We start from the raw sequence: 12,405 nt of genomic DNA, 5'->3' as shown, positions 1-12,405 counted from the left end.
GAAGGAAGATATCTACCTGAACGCCTACTGCCTGACCGATAAGAAAATGGCGATCTTCAAGAAGCACGAGATCGACCTTGCCCATTTCCAGGCGTCGCTCTCCTACCCGTTCTTTTACTCGCCCTTCGAGATTGACGGGAAATATTACATTGAGGGCGCGTCGCGCGACACGTTCAACTTTGAAGCCCTGCTTCAGCACGAACCGGAGGTCGATACGGTGGTGGTGGTGAACGCGATTGCCAACGATAGCCTGCTGCATAAGCCGCGCAATCTGTGGGATTCCTTCGGCCAGCAGCTCATCACGCCGCTGGTCGCCCTCGCCCACGCGGACCTGAAGCTGTTCGCCCTCCAGCAGGCCCAGAGCGCCAAGCCCATCGAGGTGAAAATCGTCAATTTCGACATTCCCGAGGATGCCCAACCGACGATGCTCGATTGGTCGCGCTCCAACCTCACGCGCCTGTTCGAGATCGGCTATGCCACCGGCAAGCGTTTTGCCGAGGGTGAGGCGAGCGTTTCGAAAGCGGCTTAACGCAGGGCTTTGCCCTGCACCCACTCAAGGGGCTTCGGCCCCTTGAGAATCCGCGTTTCCTATTTTTATATCTAATTGATACTTAACAATAATAGTAAAAGTGGATTGCCAAGGAGCAAGCTCCTTGGCTGGGGTCGTTAGGGGCAAAGCCCCTGACAAAAGAACCGCTTCAGCCTCACTACAGCTCATCCTTCCCGTGATGGCGGCGGATGCGGCGCACCAGCAGCGCCACCGCCAGCACGATCGGCGGCACCGATAGGGCTGTGCCGATGCTGGGATCAAGCGGAACCCCCGCCTCCTTCAAGCCCTTGAACAGATAGGCGGCGAGCGAGACGACGTAATAGGCGATGGCGGCAATCGACAGGCCTTCGACGGTCTGTTGCAGGCGGAACTGCTGGCGCGCACGCAGGTTCATCGCTTCCAGCAGACTGCGGTTCTGCTGTTCGATGGCGACATCGACGCGGGTGCGCAACAGGTGGGCCGAGCGCGACAGCTTGGTCGCCAGCGTCTCCAACCGATCTTCCAGCATCGTGCAGGTCCGCATCGCGGGCGCAAGCCGCCGGGCGAGGAACGCGCCGATGGTGGGATATTCCCCCGCCGATAAATCGCCTAAAGCAGTCAGCCGCTGCTGGATGATGCCGTCATAGGCGCGGCTGGCGCTGAAACGGTAGCTGGCGGCATTGGCTTCGGCCTCCAGTTCAGCGGCCAGCAGGGTCAGTTCATCGAGCAGAGCGTTATCCGAGACGAGATCGCGTGATTCGGTCATCGAGCGGGCGATGCGGGTCAAATCGCTCTCGATATGGCGCACGATCGGGGCAATGCGTTGGGATTCGGGCAGACCAAGCAGGGCGAAGAGGCGATAGGTTTCCACCTCCAGCAGCCGCTGCACTAAGGCCCCGGCGCGCGGCGGGGTAAGCCCGCGATCTTGCACCAACATGCGCACAACACCGCCGCCTGCCTGCAACTGCCCATCGGCGCGAAAATCCGTCGCTACCAAGGCGGCGCCGCGATCCATGACCGAGACGGCCAAGGAGGCCGGATCGAATAGGCGGTTCAAATCGAGCAAGGGTTGCTCGGGGACAATCTGCAAATCGACCGCCACCAGCAGCGGCCCCGGCGGCGGTACAATAGCCTCGAACCGCGCCCAGGTGGGAAAGGGCGGAAAAAGCTCGCCGCTTTCGTCAGGAAAATCCAGCGTATAGGTTGTAAATTCCGAATGCTGTTCCCAGCGCAACGCCCCCGGCCCCAGGGTGGGCGGTAGGGTTAGGCGATGGTGGCGCGCGTCGGGCAGGGGGGCCGAAGCTCCCGCCGAGGTACACAGGGTCAGAAGGCGCTGCCGATCAGCCGCCGCGGCCTCATAGTCGGTTAGAAAAGCGAAATGCAGCACGCGGCGCGGCGGCGTGAGCGGCACGAACGGGCGGGCATGGACTTCGCCCAGCACCGCCTCGCGCAAGAAATGAACCGACATACCCATTCCCACGACAGTATCAGTCGCGGCATCCCGCGCTGAAAGCCTCTTTCTGTCAATGCGAAAATTGCGACATTCTGACGCGCCACTCATGTCACAGGCGCTTGACCTTGTGCATCGCAACCGCCTAGGGTCGGGCATGAGCAAGCGCCTCGACCGGCCCGTGTTGCAGTGCCAAAAGGCCCCGTCGCCCTCACGGGCGGGACGGGAACGCGAGCTATGACCCCCTGGCGAGACGGCCAACCCGGCCCGCGCAACGCACTCACCGATGTTCCGGGCCTGCGCGTCGGCCAAGCCGAAGACAGAACCGCCTGGACGGGCGTGACCGTGGTTCTGCCCGATAGCCCCGCGATTGCCGCCTGCGATATTCGCGGCGGCGGCCCCGGTACGCGCGAAACCGATTTGCTGGGGCCATCGGCAATGGTCGAGCGCGTGCATGCGATTTGCCTGTCCGGCGGTTCAGCCTTCGGGCTGGACGCGGCCAGCGGCGTGATGGAACATCTGGCCGGGCGCGGTATCGGCTTTCCCGTGGGCACCGCCCGCGTGCCCATCGTTCCGGCGGCGATTCTATTCGATCTGCTTAATGGCGGCGATAAAACCTGGACAACCCCGCCCTATCGCGCCCTGGCGATTCGGGCGTGCGAACACGCAAGCCTCGATATTGCCCAAGGTAATGCGGGCGCGGGCTATGGCGCAAAAGCCGGGCGGCTGAAAGGCGGGCTCGGCACGGCCTCTTTACGCGTTGGCGAAGATTGGGTGGGCGCGCTGGTCGCGGCCAATCCGGTCGGCTCGGTGCTGCATCCCGGCACGCTGAGTTTCTGGGCTTGGCCCTATGAGCAACTGGCGGAACTGGGGGGCAGGTGCCGCCCTCAATCCCGATTGCCAGCCTGACCGCCTGGACCGATACCGCCCTGCCCCAACTCGGCGCGAATACCACGCTCGCCGTTGTGGCGACCGACGCCCCCTTGACTAAAGCCGACGCCCAGCGCCTCGCCATTATGGCGCAAGACGGGCTGGCCCGCGCCATTCGCCCCGTCCATACCCCGTTTGATGGCGATAGCGTCTTTGCCCTCTCCACAGGGGACGGTTCGGGCGTCGATCCCTACCGATTGGCCCGCCTGGGCCAAGCCGCCGCCGACTGCGTTGCCCGCGCCGTCGCCCGCGGCGTGTATGAAGCGGAGACGCTCGGCGCGTTTCCCGGTTATAAAAGTCTCCAACAAAAAGACGTATAAAGGGAGGGAATCCATGCCCCGCACGCATCTTCTGCGCGCCGCCTCGGTTCTGGCGGCACTTCTGGTTAGCCCCGCCGTTCTCGGACAAGCGGGCGGCCCCGGTACGCTGACGCTCGCCATGCCGATCGAGCCGCCGAACCTCGACCCGACTAGCGCCGCCGCCGCCGCCATACGCGAAGTCACCTACCGGAACATTTACGAGGGGCTGACGCGCATCGACCGCAGCGGCGCGGTACTGCCCGCGCTCGCCGAAAGCTGGACGATCTCACCGGACGGGCAGACCTATAGTTTCAAACTGCGCGGCAATGTGCTGTTTCACGACGGCAGTGCGCTGACCAGCGCCGACGTGAAATTCAGCCTCGACCGCGCCCGCGCACCCGATTCGACCAATGCGCAGAAGCCATTGTTCGAGCCGATTACCGAGGTTACAACCCCCGATCCGCTGACCGCTGTCATCACCCTCAAGCGCCCGACCGGCCTGTTCCTGTGGAACCTCGGCTGGGGCGATGCGGTGATTATGAGCGAACGCAGCATCGCCAATAATAAGACCAACCCCATCGGCACCGGGGCGTTCAAATTCGCCTCCTGGACGCGCGGCTACCGGATTGTGCTGGAAAAGAACCCCGCCTTCCGCGATGCCGCCAATGTGAAACTGACGAAAATCACCTTCCGCTTTATTTCGGACGCGCAGGCGCAAGTCTCGGCGCTGAAAGCGGGCGAGGTGGACGCGATGCCGAACCTCGGCGCGCCGGAACTCTTCGAAGAGTTCAAGAAAGACGGGCGCTTCAAGGCCGTTGCGGGCAATACCGAAGGCGAAGTGGTGGCAGGTTTCAACAATGCCCGCAAACCTTTCGACGATGTGCGCGTACGCCGGGCACTGACGCAAGCCGTGGACCGCAAGGCCCTGATCGACGCCGCCTATAACGGCATCGGCCAGCCCATCGGCAGCCATTTTTCGCCGAGCCAGCCGGGCTATGTCGATCTCACCGGCCTGCTGCCCTACGATCCAAAAGCGGCGAAAGCCGGGCTTGCGGCGGCAGGCTATCCGAACGGTTTCACCGCCACGCTGCGGATGCCGCAGATGACCTACGCCCGCCGCTCGGCGGAAGTGCTGGCGGCGATGTTCCAGGACGTTGGCGTGACCTTGAAGCTGGAGCCGATTGAGTTCCCCGGCCAGTGGCTCGATCAAGTCTTCAAGCGCACCGATTACGATATGACCATCGTCGCCCATACCGAACCGCTCGATTTGGGGATTTATGCGCGCGACAGTTACTACTTCAACTATCAATCCGCCGAGTTGAAAAAGCTGATGGCCGATGTGGCCACCACCACCGACACGCCGCAACGCCTCGCCCTCTTGGGCCAAGCGCAGCGGCGGCTAACCGAGGATGCGCCCGCGCTGTTCCTCTTCCTGCTGCCGAAACTCGGCGTGTGGAACGCCAAGCTGACCGGCCTATGGGAGAATCAGCCGATCCCGGCGAATGATGTGGTTGACGTTGCCTGGCAATAACGCCTTCCTCTTGGCATGCTTCGTCCGATCCTCCAGCGCCTCGGCAGCGCCGCCTTTACCCTGTTTCTCGGGTCGGTGCTGCTGTTCGTGGTGCTGGAGGTTCTGCCGGGCGATCCTGCCGCCGTCATGTTGGGGCTGGAAGCGCGCCCGGATACGCTCGCTGCCGTTCGGGCCGAATTGAGGCTCGATCAACCGGCCCTGCCGCGCTACCTCGCCTGGGTCGGCGGGATGCTCCAGGGCGATTTCGGCCTGAGCTATACGTACCGCGTGCCGGTGGCCGATTTGATTGCCGAACGCCTCAGCCTCACCCTGCCGCTGGCGTTTCTGGCGATTATGATCTCGACCGCCCTTGCCCTGCCGCTCGGCACGCTGGCCGCCGCCCAGCACGGCAAAGCTGCTGACGCGGGCGTGATGCTGTTCGCGCAACTGGGCGTGGCAGTGCCGAATTTCTGGATTGGGCTGTTGCTGATCCTGCTCTTCTCGCTCACCTGGCCGCTGTTTCCGGTGGGGAGTTTTCCCGGTTGGGGCGACGGCCTGCTGCCCGGCCTGCGCGCGCTGTTTCTCCCCGCCCTCGCCCTCGCCCTGCCGCAAGCCGCGATTCTGGCGCGGGTGACGCGGGCCGCCGTGCTGGAGGTCTTAGGCGAAGACTATATCCGCACCGCCCGCGCCAAAGGGCTGTCGAATAGCCGTGTTCTCATTCGCCACGCCCTGCGCGCCGCCCTGGTGCCTGTCGTGACGATCCTCGGGCTGCAATTCTCCTTTCTCGTCGCGGGTGCCATTCTGGTGGAGAATATCTTCGCCCTGCCCGGCCTCGGGCGGTTGCTCTATCAGGCGATGAACCAGCGCGACGTGATCGTGGTGAAAGACGTGGCGATGCTGCTGGCGGCTTTCGTCATTCTCGTGAACCTGCTCGTCGACCTTGCCTACCTGTGGCTCGATCCGCGCCTGCGGCGGGGGGGCTGAGCGATGCGCGGAACGCTCTCGCTGTGGATCGGCCTTGCCCTCTCGGGCTCGACCGCGCTGCTCGCGCTGCTCTCGCGCGTCTGGCTGCCCGCCGACCCTTTGCGCATGCGCATTCCGCAGCGATTGCAGGCACCGTTCGGCGGCGCGGGCGGGCTTGGCACCGACGCGATGGGGCGCGACCTTGCCGCGCAATTGATGGTCGGCGCGTGGAATTCGCTCACCGTAGCGCTGGCCGCCGTCGCGGTTGGGCTGATGGCGGGCGTGGCCCTCGGCCTGCTGGCGGCGTTGAAACGCGGTTGGATCGAAGCGCTGGTGCTGCGCCTCACCGATCTGCTGTTCGCCTTCCCAGCTATTCTGTCGGCGATTGTGCTCGCGGCCCTGATCGGCGGCGGGGCGGGAACGGCGGTGCTGGCGATTGGCCTGTTCAATATCCCCGTTTTCGCCCGCGTCACCCGCGCCGCCGCGCTCTCGGTGCTCACCCAAGATTACATCCGCGCGGCGCTTCTGTCCGGCAAAGGCAGCGCCCGCATCGCCTGGGACCATGTGCTGCCGATGATCGCGGGCGGGCTGATCGTGCAGGCGACGATCCAACTGGCGCTCGCCATTCTCACCGAAGCGGGCCTGTCGTTCCTCGGCGTTGGCATTGCCCCGCCCCATCCCAGTTGGGGGCGGATGCTGGCCGATGCGCAAACCTATCTGACCCGTGCGCCCTATCTGGCCCTGCTGCCGGGCACGGCGATTGCGCTCGCGGTGCTCGGCTTCAATCTGCTCGGCGATGGGTTGCGCGACTGGCTCGACCCGAAAGGCGCGCGCTGATGCTGGAGATCGACCGGCTCACCGTAACGCTGCCCCTCGGCCTCAACGGCACGCCGTTGCCGGTTCTGGAAGAGGTCAGCCTCAGCCTCGGGCGCGGCGAGCGCTTAGGCGTGGTCGGCGAAAGCGGGTCGGGCAAAACGCTGCTGGCGCTCGCCATTCTCGGGCTGTTGCCGGAGGGAGCCGTTGCTAGCGGTGCCATTCGCTTCGACGGGATTGATCTTCTGACCCTCCCCGCCGAGGCTCGCCGCGCCTATCGCGGGCGGCGCATCGGCATGGTGTTTCAGGAGCCGATGACGGCGCTGCACCCGATGCTGACCATCGGCGACCAAATCGGCGAGGGGATTGCCCTCCACCAAGGCTTGCGCGGATCGGCGCTGCGGCAAGCGGTATTGGATCTCTTAGCGCAGGTGCATTTGCCCGATCCCGCCCGGCGGATTGATGCTTACCCGCACGCGCTGTCCGGCGGCCAGCGGCAGCGGGTGGGGCTGGCCGTGGCGTTATCGGGCAATCCCGATCTGCTCATCGCCGACGAACCGACCACGGCGCTGGACGTGACCGTTCAGCGCCAGATTCTCGCCCTGCTGCACGATCTGACCGAGGCGCGCGGGCTCGGGTTGCTGCTGGTCAGCCACGATCTCGGCGTCGTCGCCCGGCTCACGCAGCGCCTGCTCGTGCTCTATGCCGGGCAAGCGGTGGAAACCGGGCCGACGCTGGACCTACTGACCCAGCCGCATCACCCTTATTTGAGGGGGCTTCGTGCTGCCGTTCCGAGCCTTGGGGAGGCGCTAACCCCCATCCCCGGCACGCTTCCAACACCGCAAGAACGCGGGACCGGCTGCCGCTTCGCCCCGCGCTGCGCCTTCCGGCAGCCCCCCTGCGCGGCCCCGCAAACCCTGCGCGCCCTCGGCTCCCGCCATGTCGCCTGCTGGCAGGCGGAGGCGCTGCGATGAGAGGGCCGCTGCTGGAAATCGACGCGCTGAGCCGAAGCTATCCCCTGCCGCGCCCGCGCCTATTCGCCCCCGCGCCGCAGTTCACCGCCGTCGCCAATATGTCCTTTGCGGTGGCCGAAGGCGAATGTTTGGCGATTGTCGGGGAGAGCGGCTGCGGCAAATCCACCCTCGCGCGCGTTATCGCCGGATTGGACCGCCCCAGCGCCGGGGCCATCCGCTGGGCCGCGCTGCCGGAGGGCTGTGTTCCGGTGCAGATGGTGTTTCAAGACCCTCATCGTTCGCTGAACCCGCGCCGCACGATCGGTTGGAGCCTGCAAGAGCCGCTCTATCGCAGCGCACTCCCCCGCAGCCAGCGCATATCTCGCATGCGCGATATGCTCGAAGAGGTCGGGCTGTCGCCGGAGGTTGCCACACGCTATCCCCATGAATTCTCCGGCGGGCAGCGGCAGCGCATCGCCCTCGCCCGTGCCCTGATGCCGAACCCGCGCCTGCTGATCGCCGACGAACCAACCTCGGCGCTCGACCTTTCGGTTCAGGCGCAGATTCTGGCACTTTTAGGAGAGCTTCGCACTCGGCATCGGCTGGCGATTCTGTTCATTTCCCATAACCTGCTGGCGGTGCGGGCGGTGGCGGATCGGGTGTTGGTGATGGCCGAAGGGCGGCGTGTAGAGCTTGGCCCAACCGCCGAGATTTTTGCGCGCCCCACGCATCCGGTCACGCAAAACTTGCTGGACGCCGAATTAATACTACCTAATTTCACTCAATTCTCTTCAAATGTCTTTACCGTTCGGTAATCGATCTGTGGGACCATCCCCGTTAGATGAGTGAGAGGCGGTAGTCAAAACCGACCCGAGGGCCGATAGACTTGGAGGCTGGCATGACGGACTTTCCTTTTTTGGTGCGTATTCCTGAAGCGACCGCAGACGAAACGACCCTGGGCGAATGGCTCGAAATCCGCGATGCGCAGTACATGAGCCGCGTCGACGTGTCCCCCGCATCGGTGACGTATGAATTCAGCTTTGCCTCGAAGCAAATTGCTGATGAATTTGCGCGCAATTTCGTAGGCTAATTTTGTCCCAAACCGGAAGCTCCCCCTCTTCCAGGACAAGGCCTCCGCCCTCGGAAATCAAAATTCGCAGGGCGGAACTACGCGATTACCCAGTGCTTGCCGATCTCTATTTAGAGGTTCGGCGCGAAACTTTTTAGCTGGGTGCCCGCTGAAAGCTTCAAGTTCGAAGATTTTCATCGCGATACGCAAGGCGAACTCGTCTGGCTCGCCGAAAGTGGCGCGCAGCCGGTCGGCTTTGCCTCGGTCTATCTTCAGAGTGCGTTTTTGCATTCGCTCTATATCGACCGCAAGGCGCAAGGGCGCGGGATCGGCAGCGCGCTGCTCGCGCATGTTATTCGAACCACGCGCGGGCGGATGACGCTGAAGTGCCTGACCTTCAATCGGCTGGCGCAGGCCTTCTATCTGGCCCACGGCTGGACAATTATCGATAGCGGCGAGAGCGCCCACGGCCCCTATCTGACCTTCGAAGCGCCTGCCGCTTAAGCGTCGAACAAGCTTCCCTGACGCGAATCGTGTACCGTCTGGCCCGCTGAGGGCGGCCTTTTGCGGCTACCGTGTTTTTCGACGAGGTTTGCCGCCACCGAGCGAAACTCCGGCCCCCGGCGCAGCGCCCAGAGGGTTTGCCGGGCAAAGCGCGCGGCCGCCTCACTCTCCACAATCGGGCGCGGATAGGTGCTATCGAGCCGCACCCCCGCCGCGCGCAATAGGGGCGTTTCGGCTTTCCACGGTTCATGCAACAGAGGGGTCGGCAAATCGGCCAGTTCCGGCAGCCATTTGCGCAGAAACACACCCTCGGGATCGTGATCCAACCCCTGTTTCACTGGATTATAAATCCGCAGCGTATTGATGCCGGTGGTGCCCGACTGCATCTGCACCTGGGGGTAATGAATGCCCGGCTCGTAATCGATGAAGCAGCGGGCCAGATGCTGCGCCGGTAGCCGCCAATCCTGCCAAAGCTGGTAGGCGGCAAAGGAACAGAGCATCGCCCGCATGCGAAAATTGATCCACCCGGTCGCCACCAGCGCCCGCATACAGGCATCGATAAAGGGAATGCCGGTTTCCCCCCGCGTCCAGGCCGCCAGCAGCACGGGATCGGTGCCGCGCAGCCCCGCGACCGCCGGGTGCAGGCAGGTGGTTTCGAGGCTGGCTGATCTTCGAGCTTTTGCATGAAATGGCAGTGCCAGGCGAGGCGGCTGAGGCAGGCTTTCACTCCGCCCCGCAGCGCGCGCGGTGCATCGGGCTGAAGGTCGGAGGCGTACCGCAGCCGCTGCACCACTTCCGCCATCGACAGCGTGCCCAGCGCCAAAGCCGGGCTGAGCCGGGAACAGGCGTGCGGCGCGCTGAGCGGGCTCGACAGCCCTTTCGAATAGTGCGCGGCGCGGCGGTGAACGAAACTATCCAGCAGCCGAAGCCCCATCGCGCGGTCGCCCGGTTGCTCGCCGCTGCCGTCGGCAGGACCCATCGGCGTGCCCAGACGCGCGGGTAGCGGGTCGGACGCCAGGATCAATCCCTGCGCCGCCAATGACGGCACCCCCTGCGGCGCTGGAAGAAGCGGCTGATCCATGCGCCGCTGCCACTGCTCCGCCCAACCCGCGCGCGACCGCAGCCGACGCACGACGCCGGTTTGCGGCTGCTCGCGCCAAACGATCCCCTCCGCCCGGCACCAAGCGGCGACCGCCTGATCGCGCCGATAGGTCCAGAGCGATCCGGTTTCCTCGTGGCTCCACAAATTGAACGGCCCGATCTGTCGCCTCAAGGCCGCCAGCACCGCCACCGCCGCGCCGGTGCGGACAATCAGACCCTGCCCCAGGGCGGCAAGCTCGGCGGCGAGGGTTTCAAGACAGGGCCGCAGTACGCGCCAATGCCGCGCCGATACGTCCGGTTGCTGCCACAATTCAGGCTCAAGAATATAAAGCGGTAAGACTGGCCCTGCCGCCACCGCATCGCAGAGGGGCGCATGATTTTGCAACCGCAAGTCGCGCTTAAACCAGACAATCTGAAGCATTTCGCCCGCTTCCCTGCTAACAGGCCCCTAAATCTAAGGCGATGGGCGAGTAGGACAAGTCGGGCTTTTGGACATATTTCTCTAAAATACGCCTATAATCGAGCCCTTATCAAGAAAAGAGCGCCGGTGTGACGAGATGGTTTCAGAAAGCCTTGCCCCTCCCCCCTGACTATGATTATATTAAATCGACTCGATATTTTCTTGCCCGAGAGTCGGAATGCAGGAGAAAAAACCTATGACCCAGGCCCACCCCTCCGCCCTTGCCACCGATGCTCCGGCATCGCCGCGCGTTGCCATGCTCTGCGATCAGCCCGATCAGGGTCTGGCCTGGGCCTCGGCCCTCACCGACGCCGGGTATGCGGTTTCGCCGCTGGTCGCGATGGATGAGTCCGACCCGCAGGCCTCCGAATTTGCCTTGATGGTGATCGATAGCGCCTCGGTCTCATCGATGGATCTGGCCGATCTGCAAGCCGCCAGCCCGGAAACACCGATGCTGCTGGTGCCCGGCACCCGCACCGATGGCGAGGCCCTCTCGAACTCGCTGCGCGCAATGGGGGCCATGTCGGGCCGTCCGCAGGAGGCGGCGAACATGCGCCAAATCGGCCAGTTGCGGCTCGATGGCGCCGCCGCCCGCATTGAATGGCGCGGCCATCGCGTCGATCTGACGCTGTCGGAATTCCGGGTCGTGCAACTGCTGGTCGACAAGGCCGGGCAGGACGCCAGCTATCGCGATATTTACGACACGGTGAAGGGCATCGGCTTTATCGCCGGGACCGGCACCGATGGCTATCGCGCCAATGTACGCGCAATGGTGAAGCGCATTCGCCAGAAGTTCAAAGAAGCCGATAAGCAGTTCACCGCCATTCACAATTACCCCGGCTTCGGCTACCGCTGGATCGCCGAAGAGTAAACCCCGCTACCCCGCTTCGGCCAGAAGGGCTGGAAGCGACAAGCCGAGGTAATCGGGCGCAGCCCAGCGCGCGCCCAAGGCTTGCAGCGCCTCGGCGGTCAGCGTGGTTGCCAGCCCGACCGTCGGCACGCCCGCAGCCAAGGCGGCGCGCAGTCCCGTGGGGCTATCCTCGAACGCAATCGCTTGATGGGGGGCGAGGCCGAAGCGGCGCAGCGCCTCCTGATACGGATCGGGGTGCGGCTTGCCGCGCGGCACGACATCCACCGTTACAATTTCGGCAAACCGCGCCGCAAGCCCCAAAGCCGACAGAACATGATCGGCATTAGCGCGCGGGGCGTTGGTCACAAGCGCGAGGCGAAGCCCCTGTGCCGAAGCCGCGTCGATGAAATCATGCAGCCCCGGCAAGGGGTCGAGCGCCGGATAGGCCGCGCGAAACGCCGCCTCCTTCGCATCGCTCATCGCATCCGCCTCAGCCGCGCTGAGGCCCGGGAAGAGTTCCTGGAAAATCAACCGATTGGTGCGCCCGGCAATCTGGCGCTGATAAAAGTCATGGTCGACGGTAAACCCGTGCGGGGCCAGCACATCGGCAAAAACTTCGGCGTGCAGCGGATCGGTCGCCGCCAAAGTTCCATCCATATCGAACAAAAGTGCCCGGATTGACGACACGGATCGGCCCCTTTCTTGCAGTTTCAGCCGACACGGCAGACGATTTCCGTCTGTATACGAATGCTGTAAAATCCGCAAAGAATCCGCGTGCAACCCTGTCCCGGTCTTGCCATAGTTGACCGATTGGCCCACTTCGCTGGTGCCAAAAAAATAGAAATGAACGACAGGCTTTGGTTAGGGCTTCGAGAGAGAGGGATTTGATCGTGACCCGTATGAAGATTGCGGCTTATGCAGCCGGGATGGTGGCCAGCCTGATGAGCGCAACGGCGCTGGCGCAGGATTTTACC

General features: G+C 64.0%; 14 protein-coding genes and 1 pseudogene. 11 read left to right on the top strand and 4 right to left on the bottom strand.

Translation table 11 applies throughout. The features are described 5' to 3' along the window. Positions 1 to 529 (top strand): patatin-like phospholipase family protein (locus VZ95_RS25490; protein ID WP_045775819.1); only part of this gene is annotated, 529 nt, incomplete at its 5' end. A 178-nt stretch (positions 530 to 707) separates the two neighbouring features. Here VZ95_RS25490 and VZ95_RS10655 read toward each other — a convergent pair. After that, positions 708 to 1,997 (bottom strand): DUF3422 family protein, encoded by a 1,290-nt coding sequence (locus tag VZ95_RS10655; protein ID WP_198148224.1) that lies wholly within the window; start codon positions 1,995 to 1,997, stop codon positions 708 to 710. A 219-nt stretch (positions 1,998 to 2,216) separates the two neighbouring features. Between VZ95_RS10655 and VZ95_RS21890 the strand changes: the two genes are divergently transcribed. The 9 genes from VZ95_RS21890 to VZ95_RS10610 all read left to right on the top strand — a co-directional run bounded on the left by VZ95_RS21890 (position 2,217) and on the right by VZ95_RS10610 (position 9,020). Then, positions 2,217 to 2,888: a P1 family peptidase gene (locus VZ95_RS21890; protein WP_269747102.1), complete on the top strand. Its 672-nt coding sequence runs from the start codon at positions 2,217 to 2,219 to the stop codon at positions 2,886 to 2,888. Continuing rightward, the gene (locus tag VZ95_RS28205; protein WP_045775817.1) at positions 2,858 to 3,229 is read left to right on the top strand and encodes a P1 family peptidase; all 372 of its coding nucleotides are present in this window, start codon (positions 2,858 to 2,860) and stop codon (positions 3,227 to 3,229) included. Before VZ95_RS21890 ends, VZ95_RS28205 begins: the two co-directional genes overlap by 31 nt. A gap of 13 nt (positions 3,230 to 3,242) precedes the next feature. Next, positions 3,243 to 4,739, top strand: a complete 1,497-nt coding sequence (locus VZ95_RS10640; protein WP_045775816.1) for an ABC transporter substrate-binding protein — start codon at positions 3,243 to 3,245, stop codon at positions 4,737 to 4,739. Positions 4,740 to 4,754: 15 nt separating this feature from the next. Then, positions 4,755 to 5,702, top strand: a complete 948-nt coding sequence (locus VZ95_RS10635; protein WP_045775815.1) for an ABC transporter permease — start codon at positions 4,755 to 4,757, stop codon at positions 5,700 to 5,702. A 3-nt stretch (positions 5,703 to 5,705) separates the two neighbouring features. After that, entirely contained in the window at positions 5,706 to 6,518 is an 813-nt protein-coding gene (locus tag VZ95_RS10630; RefSeq protein ID WP_045775814.1) for an ABC transporter permease, read from the top strand. Further along, positions 6,518 to 7,468 (top strand): ABC transporter ATP-binding protein, encoded by a 951-nt coding sequence (locus VZ95_RS10625; protein WP_045775813.1) that lies wholly within the window; start codon positions 6,518 to 6,520, stop codon positions 7,466 to 7,468. Before VZ95_RS10630 ends, VZ95_RS10625 begins: the two co-directional genes overlap by 1 nt. Continuing rightward, a complete protein-coding gene (locus VZ95_RS10620) occupies positions 7,465 to 8,262 on the top strand; it encodes an ABC transporter ATP-binding protein (protein ID WP_045775812.1) in 798 nt (265 codons plus the stop codon). The genes VZ95_RS10625 and VZ95_RS10620 overlap by 4 nt, the downstream gene beginning before the upstream one ends. Before the next feature lie 83 nt (positions 8,263 to 8,345). Further along, positions 8,346 to 8,537, top strand: a complete 192-nt coding sequence (locus VZ95_RS10615; protein WP_045775811.1) for a hypothetical protein — start codon at positions 8,346 to 8,348, stop codon at positions 8,535 to 8,537. A gap of 141 nt (positions 8,538 to 8,678) precedes the next feature. Next, positions 8,679 to 9,020 (top strand): GNAT family N-acetyltransferase, encoded by a 342-nt coding sequence (locus VZ95_RS10610; RefSeq protein ID WP_052711672.1) that lies wholly within the window; start codon positions 8,679 to 8,681, stop codon positions 9,018 to 9,020. Here VZ95_RS10610 and VZ95_RS27040 read toward each other — a convergent pair. After that, positions 9,017 to 9,625 (bottom strand): FAD-binding domain-containing protein, encoded by a 609-nt coding sequence (locus tag VZ95_RS27040; RefSeq protein ID WP_052711671.1) that lies wholly within the window; start codon positions 9,623 to 9,625, stop codon positions 9,017 to 9,019. The genes VZ95_RS10610 and VZ95_RS27040 overlap by 4 nt on opposite strands. A gap of 593 nt (positions 9,626 to 10,218) precedes the next feature. Further along, positions 10,219 to 10,542, bottom strand: a pseudogene (locus VZ95_RS27035) (deoxyribodipyrimidine photo-lyase); the annotation flags it as partial. 235 nt (positions 10,543 to 10,777) lie between these two features. On the opposite strand from VZ95_RS27035, the gene VZ95_RS21880 reads away from it, so the two are divergent. Further along, positions 10,778 to 11,452, top strand: coding sequence for a winged helix-turn-helix domain-containing protein (locus tag VZ95_RS21880; protein WP_052711670.1), 675 nt, complete (start codon positions 10,778 to 10,780; stop codon positions 11,450 to 11,452). 6 nt (positions 11,453 to 11,458) lie between these two features. Here VZ95_RS21880 and VZ95_RS10595 read toward each other — a convergent pair whose 3' ends face one another. Beyond that, entirely contained in the window at positions 11,459 to 12,118 is a 660-nt protein-coding gene (locus VZ95_RS10595) for an HAD family hydrolase (protein ID WP_198148221.1), read from the bottom strand. Positions 12,119 to 12,405: the final 287 nt, after the last annotated feature.

It is taken from the genome of Elstera litoralis (assembly GCF_000963705.1).
GTDB lineage: Bacteria > Pseudomonadota > Alphaproteobacteria > Elsterales > Elsteraceae > Elstera > Elstera litoralis.
This window is presented reverse-complemented; position numbering and strand designations above follow the sequence as displayed.

What these genes read in the sequence shown, in the direction of transcription:
- VZ95_RS10655 (WP_198148224.1), bottom strand. Translation starts at nt 1,997, where the DNA reads ATGTCGGTTCATTTCTTGCGCGAGGCGGTGCTGGGCGAAGTCCATGCC.
- VZ95_RS21890 (WP_269747102.1), top strand. Translation starts at nt 2,217, where the DNA reads ATGACCCCCTGGCGAGACGGCCAACCCGGCCCGCGCAACGCACTCACC.
- VZ95_RS10640 (WP_045775816.1), top strand. Translation starts at nt 3,243, where the DNA reads ATGCCCCGCACGCATCTTCTGCGCGCCGCCTCGGTTCTGGCGGCACTT.
- VZ95_RS10635 (WP_045775815.1), top strand. Translation starts at nt 4,755, where the DNA reads ATGCTTCGTCCGATCCTCCAGCGCCTCGGCAGCGCCGCCTTTACCCTG.
- VZ95_RS10630 (WP_045775814.1), top strand. Translation starts at nt 5,706, where the DNA reads ATGCGCGGAACGCTCTCGCTGTGGATCGGCCTTGCCCTCTCGGGCTCG.
- VZ95_RS10625 (WP_045775813.1), top strand. Translation starts at nt 6,518, where the DNA reads ATGCTGGAGATCGACCGGCTCACCGTAACGCTGCCCCTCGGCCTCAAC.
- VZ95_RS10620 (WP_045775812.1), top strand. Translation starts at nt 7,465, where the DNA reads ATGAGAGGGCCGCTGCTGGAAATCGACGCGCTGAGCCGAAGCTATCCC.
- VZ95_RS10615 (WP_045775811.1), top strand. Translation starts at nt 8,346, where the DNA reads ATGACGGACTTTCCTTTTTTGGTGCGTATTCCTGAAGCGACCGCAGAC.
- VZ95_RS21880 (WP_052711670.1), top strand. Translation starts at nt 10,778, where the DNA reads ATGACCCAGGCCCACCCCTCCGCCCTTGCCACCGATGCTCCGGCATCG.